We start from the raw sequence: 20,693 nt of genomic DNA on the forward strand, positions 1-20,693 counted from the left end.
CTCATTCTTAGTTAGTGATTGATAAATGTTATAACATAACATTTATCAATCTGGCAATCATCGATGCTGACCGTTTTGGTTGAATTAACGTCGCACACTTACCTCGTCTTTTTTGATTTTGGAATAGGAACACAGCATTTCTTATGGGTTGGTTTGCCCTACAGAAACCCTTCTTGGCGAAATAAAAGTAAATAAACTGTAATAAACCTCACTTTCCTTACGACTAAATTTCAATATTCACAAGTGGCAGCAAGGGCAAGACATTGTTAGAAACGCTTCAATCCATGCTTGCAGATCGGACGACATCGGTTACTTGGCTGTTGATAGGCATCATTTTACTGTCCTATCTATTGGAAGATTTGGCCATCGTGACCGCTGCGGTTTTGGCATCACAAGGCAATATGCCGATAGCGTGGGCGCTATTGGGGATTTTTATTGGCATTGCAACTGGCGATTTAGCCTTATACGGATTGGGGCGGAGTGGCCGGCGTTTGCGTTGTGTGAGGTTGAGATTATTAAAAATGCCGTATTTTCATATGGCCAAACAGCGCTTTGAAACTCGTTTGTTCTTGAACCTTTTTATTATTCGATTTGTACCAGGGTTAAGAACCGTAGGGTTTACCTTGTCCGGTTTTATAGCACTGCCAGTCGGTTTGTTTTTAAGTGCTGTGATCACCGCGACCGCACTTTGGAGCAGTTTGGTCTTTAGCATTATTTATACCTTTGGTCAGCAAACTTGGCTGGTGGCGACGCAATATCAATGGTTACTGATTCCAGTTGCTTTGTTTGGCTTACTTAGTGTGAATCGATTGATTAAAAAGACATATTTAAAAGGTTATTGATGAGTAGTATGAGGAAATTTTCATTGATCCCAGCGCATAAAGTAAATGGTGGTATGCCGGCCTTAGAGGAAGACTCGAAGCGTACAATTTCGCCCTATGAGTTTCTGCCCACTTGGTTTTTCTATACCCCTGTGGTACTGCAAAGTGTGTTGCTGGGAATGTATTATCGCGACTTTCGTCTGCCTTTGGTGGCCAACCCAAGCATCAAACTAAGCGGTATGGTGGGTGAGTCAAAGCATGACATTATGAATCTGGCTGGTGGTCTGGCGTCGGTGTGGATTGCCACTTATTGTGTACGAAAGAAAAACCATTGGCCATTAAAGCAGCAGTTAAGCGCGGCATTGGATGATCTGAAACAGCACGATATCCGGTTTCCATTGGTGGCAAAGCCGGACCTTGGTTGTCGAGGGGTCGGTGTCAAACTTTTACAATCTGAAGCGCAATTGACGGAATACATTCGATCCTTTCCGATCGGAGCACGTTTTGTTTTGCAAGAAAAAGCCCCTTATAAAGCCGAGGCTGGTGTCTTCTATGTGCGTCAGCCAGGACAGCAAAAAGGCGAAATTTTTTCCATTACATTGAAGTATTCTCCTTCTGTCGTGGGGGATGGTCGCCAGAATCTAAAAAGCTTGATTGAAGGTCATCCACGAGCCGGAAAGTTACGTCATTTATACCTGCCGAGGCATCAAGGCATGCTTGATTGGGTACCAGAGTCTGGGGAAGAATTTCAATTGGCGTTTGCTGGCAGTCACAGTCGCGGCGCAATTTTCCGAGATGGTAACCAATACATTACCGAAGCCTTAACGCGTAAGTTGGATTTGTTATTGAAAGATGTAAAGGGCTATTACTACGGTCGCTTAGACATCAAATTCGACAACCTTCATGATTTTATGGAGGGCGAAAAATTCACCATTTTAGAACTCAATGGTGCAAGTAGCGAGGCTGCTCATATCTGGGATAGAAATGCTTCTCTGCGAAGTATTTTCAGCGTCTTGCTGAAGCAATATCGGTTGTTGTACTCGATTGGTGCAAAACAGAAGAAGCGAGGCCATCAGCCCCCTTCTTTACGACAATTATTGGCCGCTTGGCGAGAAGAGAAAAAACTCACTAAAGAATACCCAAGTACGGACTGAATTTTTTATGAGGCCATCCAAAGAGCTGGAAAGAGAGTAGATATGATTCCATTACTTAACAGTGAACGCCATCAGAAAAGGTTTGTGAGGGGAGAATTGGCGGTCGTTCAAGGATGCATTGATTGCCTTGAGCAAGGTAAGGCTTTTTTGTCTTCCCTGACCAGTGAACAATATTTAGCCTCGGCGGAACCTTATGTCACGAGCAGTATAGGCGAACATTTTCGGCATCTATTGGATGTGTATCAAGGGGTTTATTTAGGGGTTTATTCGAGAGGCTCTGAGGCAAACCAGTCAACTCATCATGCAAGGGTCATTGATTATAACCAGCGTCGACGTGGACACAGAGTGGAAACCTGTCGCTTACAGGCGTTGGCCGAAATAGATGAGTTATTGGCGTGGCTTGAAAGTTTGACGGTGGACGATGTAAAAGCGTCTGTGCAAGTCATCTCGGAAGTGTCTGTCTGCCAAACGCAATCCGCCCAAATGTACTCTACTTTGGAAAGAGAGCTGACGTTTATTGCTCAGCATGCAAACCATCATTTCGCTATGACCAAGGTGACCATGACTTTACTGGGGGGCCATGTGGAAGCGGATTTTGGTTTTGCCCCAGCGACCCTGACGTACTTAGGGAGGTCTTAGTTATGTGTTCCGTTAGCTGGTGCATTAATGATCATGGTTATCAGATTTATTTTAATCGTGATGAGCAGAAAACCCGCCCTGTGGCGTTACCTCCTAAAAGGCTGAATTTCTCTGGCATAAATGTATTGATGCCAATTGACCCTGTTGGGCATGGCAGTTGGATCAGTACCAATGATGCTGGCTTGAGTTTGTGTTTATTAAATAATTATCAAGGCAAGGTCCCAGCAACGCCCTTGATTAGTCGTGGTCTATTACTCAGTCGATTGGCCAAATACACTTGCCTTGATGAGGTTGGGCAGGCGCTGTGTAATAACACCCTCAGTAAATTTGCACCGTTTATTTTGTTGGCTTTTGATCTCAGCCTTTGTGAACAACAAGAATCAGTGCGAGCCTTTCATTGGGACGGTGAAGCATTGTGTATCAATACCATGACGTCGCCCGTATTTTCTTCTGCGGTGGCTTTATCACAGGTGAGTCAATACCGTTATGCGGCGTATCAAGACTTAGTGGTAGATGAAACGAGTCAAGCTGCACGGCTGGCATTTCATTGTCACCATCATTCAGCACAACATGATAAATCGGTTTGTTTGCATCGTGAAGATGCGCAAACCGTCAGTTTTACACAAGTGACGGTTACCCAAACTGAACAGCACATGAGTTATGTGGCGGGGTCACCCTGCGATCATTTGACGCCGAGCAGTTTGGCGAATAACCGCCTCACTCTATCCAAACAAACGACAATGTCGGAGGCTTCCTGAGGAGTAAGCAATGAAACAATTTATCGCAATGATCATTCTTTTTGCCAGTCCCTGGACGTGGGCAGAAGACCCTATTTCGACCGGCTATTTCAGCAACAAAGCGGTTAGTGGTTATGATACGGTCGCCTATTTTACGGAACTGCGAGCTATCGAAGGTAGCGCCAAATTTAAAGCAGAATATAAGGGTGCAGACTGGTATTTTGTCTCAAAAAAACATTTGGAAATGTTCTTGGCCGAACCTGAAAAATACGCGCCACAATACGGCGGTTATTGTGCTTGGGCCGTTTCAGCCAATAAAAGCTTTGCTTCCTCTGATCCTGAGCAGTGGGCCATTGTCGATGGGAAATTGTATTTGAACTATAACAAATCGGTAAAACAAAAATGGAATGCTGATTCGGCCTTGCACATTGATCAAGCGGATCAGAATTGGCCTGAAATGATGCCACAATAATTTAGTAAAGAGAGAAGAAGATGACAGATAGTCCATTTCGTTTGCCCAGAGTAACGCCATTTGGCCTCGCTGAAAAATGTGTGGAGTGGCTGACTGGCTTGAGTAAGCTGGATGCCTTGTATCAACAACGCACGTTGACTCACTCCAGCTTTGAGTTTATGAATTACACTCTCAAAGCCTTGGATATCCATTATCAGTTAGCATCGGGGTCTTTACAGAACATACCCAAACAAGGTCCTGTGGTGATTGTCGCGAATCATCCCTTGGGTGCCATAGAGGGGGTGATTGTGGCGGATCTGCTCGCCAATGTGCGTCAGGATGTGAAAGTGCTGGCGAACGAAATGCTCAAGCGCTTACCAGAGATCCGTGATTTGTTTATCGGAGTCAATGTGTTTGGTGGCAGTAAAGCCGCCAAAACAAACAGTGTGGCAATACGCGAGGCCAATAAGCATTTGGCCGATGGCGGTGTGCTAGTGATTTTTCCCGCTGGGGAAGTGTCTACTTATGCTAAAGGCAGCAAGGTATTGGCAGATGTGGAATGGCGTCATTCGGTGGCGAAGTTTATCAACCGCAGCCAAGCGTCAGTGGTGCCGATTTTCATTGATGGAAAAAACAGTGCCATGTTTTATCGCGCGGGGCGAATTCACCCTTTGTTAAGAACCGCCATGTTGGCAAAAGAGCTGCTCAATAAAAGCGCCACGGGCATTCGCTTGTCTATTGGGCAAGCCATTGATTATTCCGAATTGAAAGGCTTCAGCGACGAAAAAGATTTAGTCCATTACTTACGACTCAACACCTATTTATTGTCGTCTGATACCCAACAACAAAGCTTGTCAAAGGTGATTGCGCCGTTGGCGTCCGATTCCTTATTAAGAGACATAGCCGCATTACCTGAAGAGGCTCTGCTATTCGAGCAAGGGGATTTTGCAGTGTATTGTGCTGGCCGCGATCGATTACCCAATATAATGCAGGAAATAGGACGCATCAGAGAGCAAAGTTTTCGTGCGGTTGGTGAGGGCAGTGGATTGGCTTGTGATCTGGATGAATACGATCACTACTATCAGCAATTGTTTGTGTGGCACAAAGTCGATCAAAAAATCGTTGGTGCTTATCGTTTGGGCTTTGTTGATCAGTTGCTCAAGGAAAAGGGGTTACAGGGCTTGTATTCGCGTAGCTTGTTTCAATACGATCAAGCCTTTTTGGCCAGTATGGGAAACAGCATTGAAGTGGGACGATCTGTGGTCGCTGAGGCGTACCAAAAGAACCTCAATTCCTTGCTGATGTTATGGAAAGGCATTGCCACATTAGTATTGCGTTATCCGCAATATACCCATTTATTTGGGCCTGTCAGTATCAGTAATGATTACAGCGACAGTGCTCGACAACTGATGATGCAAACCCTGTCCTTACATCATTATGATCAACGAAGAGCCAAATTGGTCAAAGCATCCACGCCATTAGCGCAGAACACAACGGACTTTTGGCAGCCTAACCTTTTGTCTGCCTTGACCAATGTTGAGCTGTTGTCCAAAATCTTGGCGCGCATGGAGCAAGGAAAAGGCCTGCCAGTGTTGCTCAGACAATACCTAAGAATGAACGGTAAATTGATTTGCTTTAATCTGGATCATGAGTTCAATGATGCATTGGATGGTCTTATTATGGTGGATTTGACCAAGGTACCACTCAAAACGTTGGGCAAATACATGGGGCGAGCACCGGCTGAGGATTATCTAAAACAACATGCCAGCTCTGAGTCTGAAACAGCGGATTAAGGCAATCAAACGTATCTCTTTAATTGCCATGACGAAAGACGTTTTCGAAGTAAGAAACACTCGAAGGAAAAGGCCACGAAGGAGCACCCTCGTGGCGACGTAAGCTGTGACTAAACAGGCACAGCGACTTCCAAATCGGCCAATAACGCTTTAGTCACATGATAGCGAGTGATGATGCCAATGATGCGTCTTTCTTGTACCACTGGGTACATCTTAGGCTTGGGCTCTGCCATCATCTTAGCAATTTCAATAATGTGATCGTTTGGACTGACACTCAGCACATTGGTCTTCATCACCGAACTCACATCCTTCGGTTCTTCACTGTAATAAGCGCTTTGCATGAGCGCTGGTAAAATATCTTGCTCAGACACAAAACCAATCAAATGTCCTTGTTTATCAGCCACCGGCGCACCCGGCAAACGGCGCTGTGTGAGCCCTTTCACACAATCAATGATACTGGTATCAGGGTAAACGTAATAAGCGTCACGCGACATAATGTCTCTCACAAAGAGGGTACCTGTTTTCATACTTATTTCTCCCAGCCAATGCATACCTTTAGTGTAGAGCTAGACACGCAGAATTGCGTAACAGAGACGAGATATTTGTGATGCTTTTATGATGAGTAAGGAAGGGCGAATGTAAGAACAGGCTGTATGGATAAGACTTGTTACGATTATTAAGCAAAGAGAAATAATGATTTAACCCTTCGGTTATTCATTTCTCTGAGTGATTTATTTATAGAGAAGAGTATTCACTCCTTCAATAAGACCAGTAACTAATTGATTTTTATATTGAAATAACATTAAGTCGCTCGATTTTTCTGCAACAAACAGTCAGAAATCTATTAATCCGCAACGACCAGCTAGGTCAACTGGCGAAGCGCTATTTATTGTACCTTTAAAGCCCTCGAATTGAGGGCTTTATTCTTTTGTAGAAGGTTATTCATCAATAGCTTCTTTGGCCAGTATCGTGCCGTGTCCGTCTTGAAATTCCACGAAGGCGTGGATCAGTTGGTGTGTTTTTGGCTCTTGGATGATAGGGGTTAGCGGGATAAGAGCGCTAACAATGTCCCCGAAGGTCTGTAAATCAACACCAAATCGCTCTTTAAGCGGTGTGTCGTAATCTCCGCCGCTGTCTATTAAGTCGTCCGTTTCTCGAGTGGTGAGCCCGAGCACTTTTTCTGCGAGTCGTTGTATTTGAATACGTTCCATATAGATTCCCTTTTCTTCGTTGCAGGTTAGGGCAAATAAAAAAGCCCCTCATACAGAGGGGCTTTTTAGGCAGTTTCTTGCAATGCGACAAATAGGCTTTCTTGAGAATTTTTCATGCTTTCAACAACACATTTTAGCAACGAGCTAATTCCTTCACTGGTGACGGTTGTTTCATGATCTATCGTATCGGGTATCACTATTGACAGCGTTTTTAACGCTTTAATATCCGATGACATTCTAATCAATTGACATTGAACTAAGTCAAGCAGGTTGCTTCTCATCAGGCTCCATCTTTTTTAGCCTTTTATCTAATTTCCCTATATTGAACGATTTTCATCTTTTGTCAATTAGTATGAATTTTTGTAAATTTTAGTATACAGAATAATAAGCTTAGAAGTTGCTAACAATGTATTTTACACCAAAGTAGTTGGCGAGCTTGTTCATATTGGTAATACAAATGGCTCGCTTTTCACTGTGAAATTGGTGAATGTAAGCATGGCTAATATCCGTATATTCAGCTAATAAACGATAGCTTCCTTTGCGTTTTCTGCCGTTAATAATTCGGCTGCTTGAGGTGAACTCGGTGATTTTTTCTCTGAGTTGTTCTTCAAGCTTATCTACACCAACAGCGTCGTACTGTGTGGCAGTGCTTAAATCAAATGAAACGCCTGTTATTTCCTTTTCTTGGGGTCCCATGGTGCTCTCCTATTTATCGAACCGTAAATATGGCCATGCTTTGTTTGAGTCTTTAAAATCTAGCCAGTTAAAGCCACTTTGGTAGAATCGTAATATTCCAAACATTAAATCCCAATGGGCTAATGGGCTGTAGTTGTATTTATGCAACCCTTTCTGGTGATGAACAATGTGCTGCTCTGGGATTTGAATAATATACCCCAGCGGTCGTATCCAGCGAGGCAGTCTAATATTGGCGTGATGGAAGGTTTCTAGTATGCCTTCAATCACTAGCGTCATGGCGACGGCATTGGCACTGACATCTAAAATAACTTTACCCAATACAAACAATATGGCGGTGTTTATAAGCATTTCCAGCGGATGCCTATAAAATGCCACGCGACTGTCCATGTGGGAAGGGCTGTGGTGCATTTTATGTAAGTACTTCCATGCTATTGGTATTGCGTGTTTTGCTCTGTGAGCCCAGTAGTTAACAAATGAATAGATTAGGTAGAAGATCATACCTTCTATAAGTGGATCGTTATGTATTGCTATGCCTATTGCTGGAATATTTATCCACCCAAAAAACATGACTTGGGCGAATATCGCGCCAATACTCATGATGAAACACAACATGGAGTTAAAGCCTTTTTGTGTTTGCCACTGATTGTTGGGAAATATCCTTTCTAACAGAAAACTACACAAGAAAAAAATAGCTTGTAGGGTAATCAGGTTGGTAATGAACATTTCAAATCTCCTTCTATTATGGAGACTTGAGGCTACTACTACTGACCTTTTTAAATCATGCCTTTTGTATCATGTAGTGTACCTTTTATAAGGAATTAGCGTTAATTTGAGCGTTTTTTTGCAAGTGAGGTTTTTCTTCTTTGCTGATAAATACAGCTAGGCGCTCGCCTTTTTGGGTGTTTACTGGGTACTTAGTCCTGTGGGCTGCTGGTGTGTTTCTTATTGTTTCACCAGTCCAGATAATCCCTAATGCCTTGAAGACATCCTTGGAACAGTGCCAGATGTTACCGTCTGGCGATTAGTGGGTACGGATGTCTTTTGGTGTGTCATGCATTAGGTCAGAGTATTTTCATCAAAGGTTGGTTCGCGGTTAAGGTTTTGCCGCGCAACGATGAAGCCGTTCCCGTCTTGAAATTCCACGAAGGCGTGGATCCGTTGGTGTGTTTTTGGCTCTTGGATAATGGGGGTTAGCGGGATCAGGTCGTTGGCGATTTTGCTAAAGGTGTCTAGGCAACTCCAAAGCGTTTTTTTAGTGGGTGTCCTAGTCTTCAGCGTTTTCGATCCGTTCGTCTACTTGCTGTGGGGTTAAACCGAGGACTTTTTCTGCTACTAATTGAATGTCTAAAATGTTCATTTTGAATGCTCCAAAATGACAATGTTATAAAACGCTACAGTCCTTTTTTACGAGGGTTAGACGTAAAAAAACCACCCGAAGGTGGTTCTTTAAATTGGTGGAGACGGGGGGGATCGAACCCCCGTCCGTCAGTCCTCTGCCATCGGCTCTACATGCATAGTCACTTCTACTGTTTGACCACGAACCGCCCGAAGGACAGGGTGTTAATGGCGAGCCTACTTAATCTTAGAACCTTATCCCTAGGCGGGGCATCAGTTAGCATCTCGTAATTTATGATACTGCAGAGTCTCTGGCTACGAGCAACCTGAGGGCAGCACACTAGCAGCGGTTTAGGCTGCTAAAGCGTAGTTTTCGTCGTTTGCGACTATTAAATTGATACGGGGGATTTACGAGATCACGTATCACTCTCGACATGCACCTTTGGGTTTGTAACCGACGTCGAAACCATGTCGTCCCCAAAAAGTAACGCAATTCTAACGGAAACCTTTGGTTTACGCTAGAGATAACGCGATGTAACACAGCTTATTCATTTTAAGCGACACTATTTTAAATAATGTCTTGCTATTGGTGGCTGTGTTTCATTAAACGTTCTTTATCACGTGCCCAGTCGCGGTTGCGTTCTGTATCACGTTTGTCGTGCTCTTTCTTGCCGGTAACCAATGCGACTTCACACTTAATTTTGTTGCCTTTCCAGTACAATGCCATGGCCGCACAGGTTTTACCCTTTTGCTCGGTCACTTGGATTATTCTGTCCAGCTCTTTGCGATTAAGTAGTAGCTTACGCTGTCTTAGTGGCTCACAAACTACATGCGTAGATGCACTTAGTAGTGGTGTGATTCTTGCGCCGACAAGCCATGCTTCGTTTTGGTGAATAATGACGAAGGAGTCAACAAGTTGAGCCTTGCCTTCACGTAGACTTTTTACTTCCCAGCCAGACAAAACGAGTCCGGCTTCGAACTTTTGGTCTACAAAGTAGTCATGTTTAGCGCGTTTGTTAAGGGCAATGGTGCCAGTACTGTTGGATTTTTTCTTTACTTTGCTCATAGGGAAAAATTATACGGTCGATAGAGGCAAAAACCTATGCTTTTCTTGAGGTATGCGCCTGAATGATGGAAAATTCACATCTGTTTACTAAATTTATTTGAGTAGAGTCATTATTCCTTTAGGGTTGTCTTTCCTCATTCTCATTTTGTTGTTTTCTTAGAGCCTAAATTTATGCCTGAAAGTCGATGTTTACAAGGTATTTGGTCAAGTCCATGGATATTTATTTTTGCGGCCAGTGGGTCGGCGGTTGGCTTAGGTAACATTTGGAAGTTTCCTTATGTGCTCGGGCAAAACGGTGGCGGTGCGTTTCTATTAGTGTATTGCTTATGTTTGTTGTTGGTTGGCTTGCCAGTGTTGGTGGCAGAAGTGGCGTTAGGCCGTACGGTCCGTTCTAATCCAGTGGACACGGTCAATGATTTGAGCGAACGCCGTATTGTGCATAAGGCTTGGGTTATCGTTCCTTGGCTAGCAGGCATTACGGGCTTTTTGATACTGACCTTTTACAGTGTGATTGCGGGTTGGTCGATAGGCTACTTGGAACGAGCCGTATCAGGCGAATTTCGGCAAATTACTCAAGCTGGTGCTGTCACCATGTTTAAAGATTTGTTGGCGAACCCGAGTGAAATGCTGCTTTGGCATTCTGTGTTTATGGTGCTGGTGGTGTTGACCGTAGGGCAGTCTGTGACTCGAGGGTTGTCGGCGTTAGTGCGAATTTTATTGCCCGTGTTAGTCATCAGTTTGTTGGGTTTATCAGCTTACTCTATGACGGTAGGAAACATGGCCAAAACCTTAGATTTTATGTTCGGTTGGTCATGGCAGGACATTACCTTTGATGTGGTATTGGCCGCAGTGGGTATGGCCTTGTTTAGTTTGAGTGTGGGCATGGGGGCGATGTTTGCCTACGGTGCTTATATGAGTAAACGCATGTCGATTGCCCGAGCGTGCGGTATTGTCGTGGGAGTTGATTTGCTGGTGGCTTTGTTAGCCGGATTGCTAATCTTTCCTTTGGTCTTTTCATTCCAAATTGATGTGGAAGCAGGGCCAAGCCTGACGTTTGTTTCTTTACCGATTATTTTTGGTGGCTTGCCTGGTGGCCAATTCTTTGCTGGCGTTTTCTTCACCTTGCTCGTCGTGGCAGCGCTAACGTCGGCGATCTCTATGTTGGAACTGTTTGTCGCTTGGTTACATGAAAAATTTTATATTGCTCGTTTAAAAGCCGCATTGCTACTAGGGATTGCGGTATGGTTGATTGGTATTGCGGTGTTACTGTCGTTTAACCATTGGGACAGTAAAATCCTGTTTGATTTAAATTTCTTTGAATTGTTAGATGCGCTAACGTCTTTAATTTTGTTGCCTGTTGTCGCTATTTTACTGTCTATTTTGGTCGCTTGGTTTATACCGCGTACCATGTTGCAGAATGAAATGATCACCAAACAGATTAGCCATTTTGAATGGTGGTACGGTACGTTAAAATACATCAGTATTCCTGCCATGATGGTGATTACTTTGGCAGGTTGGATAGGAGTTTAGTTTGAGTCGTATAGAACGTTTTGCTCATGTTAGTTTTAGTTGTGAGCAAATGTATGATTTGGTTAATGACATTAATGCTTACCCTGAATTTTTGCCAGGTTGTTTAAGTGCGAAATTGATTTCGCAAACCCCAACAGAGATTGTTGCTTCATTGGATGTGGGTAAAGGACCAGTGAAACAGGCGTTTACGACGAAGAATTATTTAGAGCTGAACCACCGTATTGAAATGACGTTGGTGGAAGGGCCTTTTAAGCGCCTTCATGGTGTGTGGACATTTACTGAGGTGTCGCCAACAAGTTGTAAAATCGCCTTGAGCATCGATTTTGAATTAAGTGGTATGTTGAAGTTTGCTTTTGGCGGTGTGTTTAGCCAGATTTCGAATACCATGGTAGATTCTTTCAGTAAGCGCGCAAAAGTCGTGTATGGTGAGTAGTATGAGAGTTGAAGTCGCTTATGCTTTGCCTGAAAAGCAGAAAATTGTGTCATTAGAGGTGGAAGAAGGTTGCACGGTACGTGATGCTGTACGTCGTTCCAACATTAATGTATTTTTCCCTGAGTTAGATGTGGAAAACGTTAAAGTAGGTATTTTTGGCAAAGCCGTACGCAATGCAGACCAACAAGTGCTAAAAGAAGGTGAGCGAGTAGAGTTGTATCGTGAGCTGACGGTTGACCCTAAACAAGCTAGGGCCAACAGAGCAGCAAAAAGCACGAAACCTTAGTTGTTTTTAATGTTGGTTAGGCTGCCACTGTCGAATGTAAGAACAAGGTCGGTTACTTCGCTTTGTTTGGTCTCAGACGTAGCATATTTAGACGTGTACATATAGTGCCACTCGTTTGGTTTAAACGTATCTTGGATCATAGGGTTACCGAGAAGGTAAGTGACTTGAGACTCGGACATACCAATTTTAAGCTGTGAAAGCTGATCCTGTGTTACAAGGTTTCCTTGAGTAACGGGAACCTTGTAAGGTGGTGGAAATAAACTGCATGCACCTAAAGAAAGTGCGGCACATAAAATTAAAACTGATTTTTTCATTTGTATTATCCTTACTTTGGTATGCTAATGATAAAGTAATTATCAATAAGATCGAATAGAGAATGACTCATGACTAGTGAAAATCAAGAGCTAAAGAAAGCGGGACTCAAGGTAACCTTGCCAAGAGTGAAAATTTTACAAATTCTTGAGAAAGCAGGTGACCACCATCTAAGTGCGGATGATGTGTATCGCACTTTGCTTGACCAAGGAGAAGACGTTGGCTTGGCTACTGTGTATCGAGTTCTGACTCAGTTTGAAACGGCTGGTTTGGTTCAACGTCATCACTTTGAAGCTGGTACAGCGGTATTTGAATTGGAAAAAGGTGATCATCACGATCACATGATCTGTTTAGAAACGGGCAAAGTGATTGAGTTTGTTGATCCGGTGATTGAAAAACGTCAGCATGAAATCGCCGAAGAACATGGTTATGATATCGAAGAGCACAGCTTGATTATGTATGTGCGTCCTAAGAAAAAGTAACCACAGGGCAATAGCGAAGGGTGCCTCTTAACGGTGGCTTTCTTTGTGAGCAAAGGAAGGGCTTAAACTTTTAGGGTTTAAGCCCTTTTTGCTGTCTGATCAACTGTGTTTTTTACGACTGGTGAGGTTTTTTGCCAGAACGATTATTGCAACTGTACGTTGCTGAGCATTTCTCTTGCATGAGCGAGGGTTTGCTCGGTTAATTCAAGGCCGCCTAGTAAACGAGCGATTTCTTGGGTTCGGTCTTGTTCTTTTAAAACTTTGACCTCAGATGAGGTCGCTTCATTGGTGACTTTTTTACTCACCTGTAAATGTTGATGTCCTTGTGCGGCGACTTGCGCTAAGTGTGTCACGCTGAACACTTGGCCGCGTTGGCCAACAGAACGCAGCATGCGCCCAACGACTTCTGCAATGCCACCACTGATGCCGACATCGACTTCGTCAAATACTAAAGTAGGAATGGTTGAGGTGTGAGCGGTTACCACTTGAATGCCCAAACTAATACGAGATAACTCACCACCGGATGCCACTTTACGAAGTGGTTGGGCAGGTTGCCCTGGGTTGGAAGCGATCATGTATTCAATGTCTTCAAAGCCATTGGCAGTGACTTGATTGAGTGGTTGGCATTGAATATAGAAACGTGCGTGAGGCATGCCTAAGCCGTGAATTTGTTCTTCTACTTTTTTTGCCAATTCGTCTTTGGTGCTAATGCGCTTTTCTGTGAGGTTAGTCGCTAAAGCGGTGAGCTTTTCGTAGGCTAATTCTTCTTTTTCTTTTAGCGCTTCTAAGCTTTCTTCGCCACCTTGCAGTTTAGACAGTTCCCCTTCAACCGACTCACGTAGGGAAATCAAGGTGTCAGGCAAACATTTATGACGACGTGCGGTGTCATAGATATCAGATAAACGGCTTTCGACTGTGGTTAAGCGTTCAGGGTCTTGTTCGAGTGTGTCTTGGTAATGTCGAAGGCTGTCGGTGGCTTCTTGAGCTTGAATGAGGGCGGCATTCATCATGTCTAATGCGCCTTCTAGTTCCTGTGTTGGCGGATTGATTTGGCTGGCACTGTGAATGGCTTGATTGAGCAAAGAGCAGATGCTGCCTTCTTCGTTATCTGCTAATAAATTGCTGGCTTGGTACGCTTTGACCTGAGAATCGGCAATGTTAGAGAGAAAGGTTTGCTCTTGCTCTAGGGATTCAATTTCCCCTTCCTTTAAATCAATCTGTTCTAATTCTTGGGCTTGATACGACAGCAGCTGAATCTTCGCGTCTTGTTCGGCGGATTGGTTTTGTTTGGCGAACAGTTCGTCTTTTAACTGGCGCCACGCTTGGTATTGTTGTTGAACCTGCTTACTCAGTTCAGTGAGTTGGCCATATTCATCCAGTTGTTGGCGTTGGGCATGTTTCTTTAAAAGCGATTGATGTTCGTGCTGACCATGAATGTCAACTAACTGACTACCCACCTCTTTTAAGTCGCTTAAGGTGCAAGGTCGGCCATTGATGTAGGCTTTGGAGCGGCCTTCTTTGCTAATGACGCGGCGCAGTATGCAGTTATGCTCTTGTTCCAGATCCCTTTCTTCCAGCCATTGATAAACATGAGGGTACTCTTTGATGTCAAAGCTGGCAGAGATGTCGGCTTTTTTCTGTCCATGGCGCACAACGCCGGCATCGGTTCGATCACCTAAGCATAATGACAGGGCATCCACCATAATGGATTTGCCTGCGCCAGTTTCACCGGAAATCACTGTCATACCTTGCTTAAATTCCAGTTCAAGTGATTCCACAATGGCAAAGTTGGATATAGCGATGCTGATCAGCATAGTAAGCTCCAAAGAAAGAAAATATTTATATGGTTATTTATACAGTATTTGGTTGTTTTTTGACAAGTGGCTAGTGTGGAATTAATTCCCTTAAATTTAATGCGGTTTTAGTGTTGAAAGGTAAAAAGCCGTCCCCATATACCCAGCACAGAGAAAGAATAGTTTCTGTTATTTGGAGTTAAACAATGAGTGATCAGCAAAAAAATCCTAATCAAGAGGCGGAGCAAGATTTGAACAGTGAAGCACAAAACGAAGCAGTAGAAGAGCTGTTAGAGCCAGAAGCTGAGCTGTTGGAAGCGGAAGCTGAAAATGACGAACTTGCGAAAGCGTTAGAAGACGTTGCTCAATACAAAGAAGCCGCACTAAGAGCGCAAGCCGATGCTCAAAACGTACGTCGTCGTGCCGAGCAAGATGTGGAAAAGGCTCACAAGTTTGGTTTAGAGAAATTCGCCAAAGCTGTCATTAATGTAGCGGATAACCTTGAGCGTGCCTTAACGTCTGCAGCCGACACTGGCGAAGCGGATCCGGTTCGTGAAGGGGTTGAGCTTACTTTAAAAGATTTGCTTGAAACCTTAGCTCGTTTTGAAATTAAAGCCGTTGATCCACATGGCGAACCTTTCAACCCGGAGTTGCATCAAGCCATGACTATGGTGCCAAACCCTGAACTAGAACCTAACACTGTTATGGATGTGGTTCAGAAGGGTTACACCTTGCACGGTCGTCTTTTAAGACCTGCGATGGTAGTGGTTTCAAGTGCTGCATAAAAAGACCGTCATTTTTTTGACACTGGACGCTTGAAAAGTTTTTAAGTGTACCCAAATACAGAAGTAACCTTGTTATAAACGAATTTATTGGAGAGACAAACGATGGGTAAAATCATTGGTATCGACTTAGGGACCACAAACTCTTGTGTTGCTGTTCTTGATGGTGAAAAAGCTCGTGTAATTGAAAATGCGGAAGGCGATCGTACAACTCCTTCGATCGTTGCCTTCGCTGAAGACGGTGAAGTATTGGTCGGCCAATCTGCTAAACGTCAAGCTGTGACTAACCCAACAAACACCTTGTTTGCGGTTAAGCGTTTGATCGGTCGTCGTTTTCAAGATGATGTGGTACAGAAAGACATCTCTATGGTGCCGTACAAAATTATTTCTGCAGAAAATGGTGATGCTTGGGTCGAAATCAAAGGCGATAAGAAAGCGCCACCTCAAGTATCTGCAGAAGTTCTGAAAAAAATGAAGAAGACGGCAGAAGATTACCTTGGCGAAAGCGTATCAGAAGCGGTTATTACCGTCCCAGCTTACTTTAACGACTCTCAGCGTCAAGCAACAAAAGATGCTGGTAAAATCGCTGGTCTAGACGTTAAACGTATTATCAATGAGCCAACAGCGGCGGCTTTGGCATACGGTTTGGATAAAAACTCTGGTGATTCTACTATCGCGGTTTATGACCTTGGTGGTGGTACGTTCGATATCTCTATCATCGAAATTGCTGATGTCGATGGCGAGAAACAGTTCGAAGTATTGTCGACTAATGGTGATACTTTCCTTGGTGGTGAAGATTTCGACATGCGTGTTATCGAATTCTTGGCTGCTGAGTTTAAGAAAGACACTGGCATTGATCTTCACAATGATCCACTTGCGCTACAGCGTTTGAAAGAAGCAGGTGAAAAAGCCAAAGTTGAGTTGTCTTCTTCTTCACAAACAGAAGTGAACTTGCCTTACATCACAGCTGATGCAAGTGGTCCTAAACACTTAAACGTGAAATTGACGCGTTCTAAACTTGAGTCATTGGTAGAAGAATTGGTGATCAAGTCTCTTGAGCCTTGCCGCCAAGCGCTGAAAGATTCTGAGCTTTCTGCTTCTGATATCGACGAAGTTATCTTGGTTGGTGGTCAGACTCGTATGCCATTGGTGCAAACGAAAGTAACAGAATTCTTTGGTAAAGAGCCACGTAAAGACGTTAACCCAGATGAAGCTGTCGCAATTGGTGCGTCTATTCAAGGTGCGGTATTAGCGGGTGACGTGAAAGACGTTCTGCTTCTAGACGTCACGCCTTTGTCTTTAGGTATCGAGACAATGGGTGGTGTGATGACGGCCTTGATTGAGAAAAACACAACGATTCCAACTAAGAAATCACAAACTTTCTCGACTGCTGAAGACAACCAGAACGCGGTAACGATCCATGCTTTGCAAGGTGAGCGTAAACAAGCGGCGCAGAACAAGTCACTAGGTCGTTTCGATTTGGCTGATATTCCGCCAGCACCACGTGGTGTGCCACAAATTGAAGTTAGCTTCGACATTGATGCTAACGGTATCTTGAGCGTTTCCGCGAAAGACAAAGCGACTGGTAAAGAACAGTCTATCGTGATCAAAGCTTCTTCAGGCTTGAGCGATGAAGAAGTTGAAAAAATGGTTCAGGACGCGGAAGCGAACGCGGAAGAAGATCGTAAGTTTGAAGAGCTTGTGCAAGTTCGCAATACAGCGGATGGCATGATCCACGCGACTCGTAAGACACTTGCGGATGCGGGTGATAAAGCGACTGAAGAAGAGAAAACAGCGATTGAAACAGCGATCTCTGAATTGGAAGAAGCGCTAACCTCTAATGACAAAGAACAGATCGAAGAGAAAACCAATGCGTTGACTCAAGCGTCAGGTTCTTTGGCTCAGAAGATGTACGCTGATGCGGAAGCTGCAGCGGGCGCACCAGAAGGTGCAGAGCAAGCTGAAACGCAAGACGATGCGGTAGACGCTGAATTCGAAGAAGTAAAAGACGATAAAAAATAATCGTCAATAGCTGATAACGCCGCCTCCTTATGAGGCAAGCGATAGCGAGCACGGTTTTCGAACCGTGCTTTGCTGTTTAAGCATTAGGTTAAGACTTTTACTATTCAGGAATGCCTGCGATGAGCAAAAGAGACTATTACGACGTTCTTGGGGTTGCCAAAGACGCGGATAAGAAAGAGATCAAAAAAGCTTATCGCTCTTTAGCGAATAAGTACCACCCAGATAAGAATCCAGACAACCCAGAAGCACTCGATAAATTTAAAGAATTGGCGGAAGCCTATGAAATTCTGTCTTCTGAAGAAAAGCGCTCGGCTTATGACCGCTTTGGTCATGAAGGCGTAAACGGTCAGGCTGGCGGCTTTGGCGGTGCAGGAGCGGGTGGTTTTAGCGACATCTTTGGTGATGTCTTTGGTGATATTTTTGGCGGCGGTGGTGGCGGTGGTCAAAGCCGTACGCGACGTGGCTCAGATTTACGTTACACCTTAGAACTTGATTTAGAGCAAGCGGTCTGGGGTTGTGAGGAAAAAATCCGCATCCCTACCTTGGTAGAATGTGAGACCTGTGACGGTTCTGGTGCGAAAAAAGGCTCAACACCTAAGACGTGTGGAACTTGTGGCGGTGCTGGTCAGGTACGTATGTCGCAAGGCTTTTTCTCGGTTCAGCAAACCTGTCCAGAATGTCACGGTCAAGGTCAGGTCATTTCAGACCCTTGTCCTGATTGTCATGGCCAAGGCCGTAAGCAAGAATACAAAACTCTGAATGTGAAAATCCCTGCGGGTGTGGACACAGGTGACCGTATTCGTCTTTCTGGTGAAGGTGAAGCCGGAACACATGGCGGTCCAGCAGGTGATTTGTTTGTACAGGTGTCGGTGAAACCTCATAACATCTTTGAGCGCGATGGGGCTAACTTGTACTGTGAAGTGCCAATTAGTTTTACTACAGCTGCTCTTGGTGGTGACATCGATGTACCAACATTGGATGGCCGAGTTCGCTTGAAAGTGACGGCCGAGTGTCAGACTGGCAAACTGTTCCGTCTGCGTAACAAGGGTGTGAAACCTGTGCGTGGTGGCCCAGTAGGCGACCTAATTTGTAAGGTTGTGGTGGAAACACCGGTGAATCTAACCGCTCGTCAGAAAGAATTACTGACAGAGTTGGCGGATACCATGGGCGAAGGAACGGATCATTCGCCAAGACAGAAAAGTTGGTTTGATGGGGTGAAACGCTTCTTTGACGATATTAAGAAGTAAGGGTAACGACCTCCTTGTCGATCTGAAAAAGGCGCTATTTAGCGCCTTTTTCTTTGAGTAAAAAATCGATATGGCTGCGTAACAAGTTGGCAGCATTGGTAAAGCTTTTATTGTTAGGAATGATAAAGTCGGCTTTATCTCGAATGTCTAGAGTCTTTAGCGATGCTTGGCGCACGTGGCGCATGTAGCGACTGGTGACTTCATTGACGTTACGTCCACGCTCCGCAATGTCACGCTTCAAACGCCTTACCACAGCAATGTCCATGTCAGTATCAACAAACAACAAGTAGTCGACGGCGTCGCGTATGCCTGGGTCTTGGAACATCATGTGGCCTTCTACGAGGACTACATGGGTTGATTCCAGATTACGATAACCGATGCGTTTGTGTTGAGAGTGATCGTAAACTGGGATCTCATTTGGCTGTTGTCTATTTTTGCAGTTATGAATGGCCAGAGTTAAGCTTTCAACATCAAGCGAATTTAAATCATCGAAATTATAGACATCCGGGTCTATGCTGCCGCAGCCGTTGTAGAAGTTATCCTGGCAAAGAACAGTGATTTTTGAATCTTGTCCTTCTGCTAACAGCGAACAAAGTCGACTCTTTCCACTGCCTGATACTCCTGTGATGCCAATAACAAGTGCCATGTACTACCTCAAAAAAATAATCTGTCTGTGCTCCTTGAGTTGTGGGAGCGATTCGTGTTGTATTATATATCAGGTTTGGCCGTTTTTGGCGGCAAAAGTGGAATATCGATTTATGTAGGGATAGATTCATGCCTAGGGTGATTGCTTCTGTTGTCCTCGCCTTATTTGTTTTGGTGTCGCAGCAACTATGGGCTAATACACAAGCGAGCACTGCGCGAGTGTCAGGTCAGTTAGAATTGTTTGGCTTGCCATTCAATAACCTGAAATTGTCAGATTTAGGCGAACAGCTAAAATCCATGGGAGTGGAAAGCTACCCAGCCTATAAAGAAGGTGTTCAAAGCTACAGTCTCGGTCCTGAAGGCATTTTAGGGGTGACCGATTTAACGGTACAGAGTAACGAGTTTGGCTATCTAGAACAGGCTTTACTTTCGGGCACGGTGAAAAGCCTTCGCCAGCGTCGTTCTCTAGGGAATTTACTGTTGAAGAAATACGGTCCGCCAAGTTCTGGTCGTCTTGATAATGGTCTTGGGGAAGTGGAATGGCAGCTTAAAGATTACACTAAGATCATGTTGAAAAATACCAGTGCCGATGTGTCGGTAATGTATGTCGATGAACGTCCTAAAGTGATTCGGAGTTCGGGACGAATCGATGTAGAATCCTTATCTAGTAATTATTAGTTATGGCTTGGCAGTAAATCAACCTATGATTTTTCTTGATCTCAATTTGCGCTTAGCGCAACTGTTACAACCTCACTTGCAAGATGTCTCTTTGGCGCTAGTCGCGACCTGTTTGGTGATTTATGGCGACCGTATTAATGGGTATCTTAAGCGCATGGTGTCTTCGTGGATTTTTCTTGCTCGCATTGCGGCGTTTATTCTCATGTGTACGTTCGGCTATGGTTTGTTAACTCTGTGGACTCAGCCATTGTTTTTGTGGGGAATTACACAGGTGGATTTAGTCTACCGACCTATTCTGATACTGGCGTGTTTTTGTGTATTGGGCATTTTGGCCGAAAGAAAACGCCATTTGTGAAAATAATTGATGAAATTTCCTGTCTAATTTCGTTGCTAATTTACAACAAAATAGACAGGTTTTGCTGATTTTTCCATTCAACGCTTCGCTTCTGTAGTAAAGTTTCTAACTCTTCTTTTATATTTCGTTATTTCTATAAAATAACCCTCTAAATTACGGATTTTAAAGACTTTTCGTAGTCTTCTTACAATTTGTTTTTGCTCAAAACAGGCGGTAGACTGCGCC

The 20,693-nt window shown here is 44.1% G+C and carries 23 protein-coding genes and 1 other RNA gene; 15 read left to right on the plus strand and 9 right to left on the minus strand.

Annotated features, from left to right (window positions below):
* The first annotated feature begins 263 nt into the window (after positions 1-263).
* The 6 genes from MAR181_RS01700 to MAR181_RS01725 are packed head-to-tail and all read left to right on the plus strand — an operon-like array spanning position 264 to position 5,595.
* Positions 264-842, plus strand: a complete 579-nt coding sequence (locus MAR181_RS01700) for a DedA family protein (RefSeq protein ID WP_013794884.1) — start codon at positions 264-266, stop codon at positions 840-842.
* Positions 843-865: 23 nt separating this feature from the next.
* Complete coding sequence (locus MAR181_RS01705; RefSeq protein WP_245546197.1) at positions 866-1,975, plus strand: D-alanine--D-alanine ligase; 1,110 nt, start codon at positions 866-868, stop codon at positions 1,973-1,975.
* 42 nt (positions 1,976-2,017) lie between these two features.
* On the plus strand, positions 2,018-2,614 hold the full coding sequence (locus MAR181_RS01710; RefSeq protein ID WP_013794886.1) for a DinB family protein: 597 nt from the start codon (positions 2,018-2,020) through the stop codon (positions 2,612-2,614).
* Positions 2,615-2,616: 2 nt separating this feature from the next.
* Entirely contained in the window at positions 2,617-3,372 is a 756-nt protein-coding gene (locus MAR181_RS01715) for an NRDE family protein (RefSeq protein WP_013794887.1), read from the plus strand.
* Positions 3,373-3,382: 10 nt separating this feature from the next.
* A complete protein-coding gene (locus MAR181_RS01720; protein ID WP_013794888.1) occupies positions 3,383-3,823 on the plus strand; it encodes a YHS domain-containing (seleno)protein in 441 nt (146 codons plus the stop codon).
* Between the two features lie 20 nt (positions 3,824-3,843).
* The gene (locus MAR181_RS01725; protein ID WP_013794889.1) at positions 3,844-5,595 is read left to right on the plus strand and encodes a bifunctional lysophospholipid acyltransferase family protein/GNAT family N-acetyltransferase; all 1,752 of its coding nucleotides are present in this window, start codon (positions 3,844-3,846) and stop codon (positions 5,593-5,595) included.
* Between the two features lie 110 nt (positions 5,596-5,705).
* Here MAR181_RS01725 and MAR181_RS01730 read toward each other — a convergent pair whose 3' ends face one another.
* The 6 genes from MAR181_RS01730 to smpB form a co-directional block, all read right to left on the minus strand.
* Positions 5,706-6,122, minus strand: coding sequence for a CBS domain-containing protein (locus MAR181_RS01730; protein WP_013794890.1), 417 nt, complete (start codon positions 6,120-6,122; stop codon positions 5,706-5,708).
* A 411-nt stretch (positions 6,123-6,533) separates the two neighbouring features.
* Positions 6,534-6,806, minus strand: a complete 273-nt coding sequence (locus MAR181_RS01735) for a hypothetical protein (protein WP_013794891.1) — start codon at positions 6,804-6,806, stop codon at positions 6,534-6,536.
* Positions 6,807-7,196: 390 nt separating this feature from the next.
* Positions 7,197-7,502, minus strand: coding sequence for a helix-turn-helix domain-containing protein (locus tag MAR181_RS01745; protein WP_013794893.1), 306 nt, complete (start codon positions 7,500-7,502; stop codon positions 7,197-7,199).
* A 9-nt stretch (positions 7,503-7,511) separates the two neighbouring features.
* Positions 7,512-8,225 carry a sterol desaturase family protein gene (locus MAR181_RS18010; RefSeq protein WP_013794894.1) on the minus strand — a complete coding sequence of 238 codons (714 nt, stop codon included), beginning with the start codon at positions 8,223-8,225 and terminating at the stop codon, positions 7,512-7,514.
* A gap of 729 nt (positions 8,226-8,954) precedes the next feature.
* Positions 8,955-9,316: a transfer-messenger RNA gene (ssrA, locus tag MAR181_RS18200) on the minus strand.
* 104 nt (positions 9,317-9,420) lie between these two features.
* Entirely contained in the window at positions 9,421-9,903 is a 483-nt protein-coding gene (smpB, locus tag MAR181_RS01755; RefSeq protein WP_013794896.1) for an SsrA-binding protein SmpB, read from the minus strand.
* A gap of 171 nt (positions 9,904-10,074) precedes the next feature.
* Between smpB and MAR181_RS01760 the strand changes: the two genes are divergently transcribed.
* Genes MAR181_RS01760 through MAR181_RS01770 form a run of 3 tightly spaced genes read left to right on the plus strand, consistent with a single transcriptional unit; the run spans position 10,075 to position 12,152 of the window.
* Entirely contained in the window at positions 10,075-11,433 is a 1,359-nt protein-coding gene (locus MAR181_RS01760) for a sodium-dependent transporter (protein WP_013794897.1), read from the plus strand.
* A gap of 1 nt (position 11,434) precedes the next feature.
* Positions 11,435-11,866 carry a type II toxin-antitoxin system RatA family toxin gene (locus tag MAR181_RS01765; protein ID WP_013794898.1) on the plus strand — a complete coding sequence of 144 codons (432 nt, stop codon included), beginning with the start codon at positions 11,435-11,437 and terminating at the stop codon, positions 11,864-11,866.
* A gap of 1 nt (position 11,867) precedes the next feature.
* Positions 11,868-12,152, plus strand: coding sequence for an RnfH family protein (locus MAR181_RS01770; protein WP_144011191.1), 285 nt, complete (start codon positions 11,868-11,870; stop codon positions 12,150-12,152).
* On the opposite strand, the gene MAR181_RS01775 is transcribed toward MAR181_RS01770, so the two are convergent.
* Positions 12,149-12,466, minus strand: a complete 318-nt coding sequence (locus MAR181_RS01775) for an outer membrane protein assembly factor BamE (RefSeq protein WP_013794900.1) — start codon at positions 12,464-12,466, stop codon at positions 12,149-12,151. The two genes, MAR181_RS01770 and MAR181_RS01775, sit on opposite strands and share 4 nt — an antisense overlap.
* Positions 12,467-12,535: 69 nt before the next feature.
* On the opposite strand from MAR181_RS01775, the gene fur reads away from it, so the two are divergent.
* Positions 12,536-12,946 carry a ferric iron uptake transcriptional regulator gene (fur, locus tag MAR181_RS01780; protein WP_013794901.1) on the plus strand — a complete coding sequence of 137 codons (411 nt, stop codon included), beginning with the start codon at positions 12,536-12,538 and terminating at the stop codon, positions 12,944-12,946.
* A gap of 143 nt (positions 12,947-13,089) precedes the next feature.
* Here the strand turns inward: fur and recN are convergent, their stop codons facing one another.
* Positions 13,090-14,760 carry a DNA repair protein RecN gene (gene recN, locus MAR181_RS01785; RefSeq protein ID WP_013794902.1) on the minus strand — a complete coding sequence of 557 codons (1,671 nt, stop codon included), beginning with the start codon at positions 14,758-14,760 and terminating at the stop codon, positions 13,090-13,092.
* A 185-nt stretch (positions 14,761-14,945) separates the two neighbouring features.
* Here recN and grpE point away from each other — a divergent pair, with 185 nt between their 5' ends.
* From grpE to dnaJ, 3 genes are all read left to right on the plus strand, one after another.
* On the plus strand, positions 14,946-15,524 hold the full coding sequence (grpE, locus tag MAR181_RS01790) for a nucleotide exchange factor GrpE (protein ID WP_013794903.1): 579 nt from the start codon (positions 14,946-14,948) through the stop codon (positions 15,522-15,524).
* 102 nt (positions 15,525-15,626) lie between these two features.
* Positions 15,627-17,543: a molecular chaperone DnaK gene (gene dnaK / locus MAR181_RS01795; RefSeq protein WP_013794904.1), complete on the plus strand. Its 1,917-nt coding sequence runs from the start codon at positions 15,627-15,629 to the stop codon at positions 17,541-17,543.
* Between the two features lie 119 nt (positions 17,544-17,662).
* Positions 17,663-18,790 carry a molecular chaperone DnaJ gene (dnaJ, locus tag MAR181_RS01800; RefSeq protein WP_013794905.1) on the plus strand — a complete coding sequence of 376 codons (1,128 nt, stop codon included), beginning with the start codon at positions 17,663-17,665 and terminating at the stop codon, positions 18,788-18,790.
* 34 nt (positions 18,791-18,824) lie between these two features.
* Here the strand turns inward: dnaJ and MAR181_RS01805 are convergent, their stop codons facing one another.
* Complete coding sequence (locus tag MAR181_RS01805; RefSeq protein WP_013794906.1) at positions 18,825-19,436, minus strand: uridine kinase family protein; 612 nt, start codon at positions 19,434-19,436, stop codon at positions 18,825-18,827.
* Positions 19,437-19,564: 128 nt separating this feature from the next.
* Between MAR181_RS01805 and MAR181_RS01810 the strand changes: the two genes are divergently transcribed.
* Together MAR181_RS01810 and MAR181_RS01815 are read left to right on the plus strand one after the other, a co-directional pair.
* Positions 19,565-20,113 (plus strand): hypothetical protein, encoded by a 549-nt coding sequence (locus MAR181_RS01810; RefSeq protein ID WP_013794907.1) that lies wholly within the window; start codon positions 19,565-19,567, stop codon positions 20,111-20,113.
* A 25-nt stretch (positions 20,114-20,138) separates the two neighbouring features.
* Entirely contained in the window at positions 20,139-20,468 is a 330-nt protein-coding gene (locus MAR181_RS01815) for a DUF3392 family protein (RefSeq protein ID WP_013794908.1), read from the plus strand.
* The last annotated feature ends 225 nt before the right edge of the window (positions 20,469-20,693 follow it).

The sequence above is a fragment of the Marinomonas posidonica IVIA-Po-181 genome (assembly GCF_000214215.1).
Taxonomy (GTDB): Bacteria; Pseudomonadota; Gammaproteobacteria; order Pseudomonadales; family Marinomonadaceae; genus Marinomonas; species Marinomonas posidonica.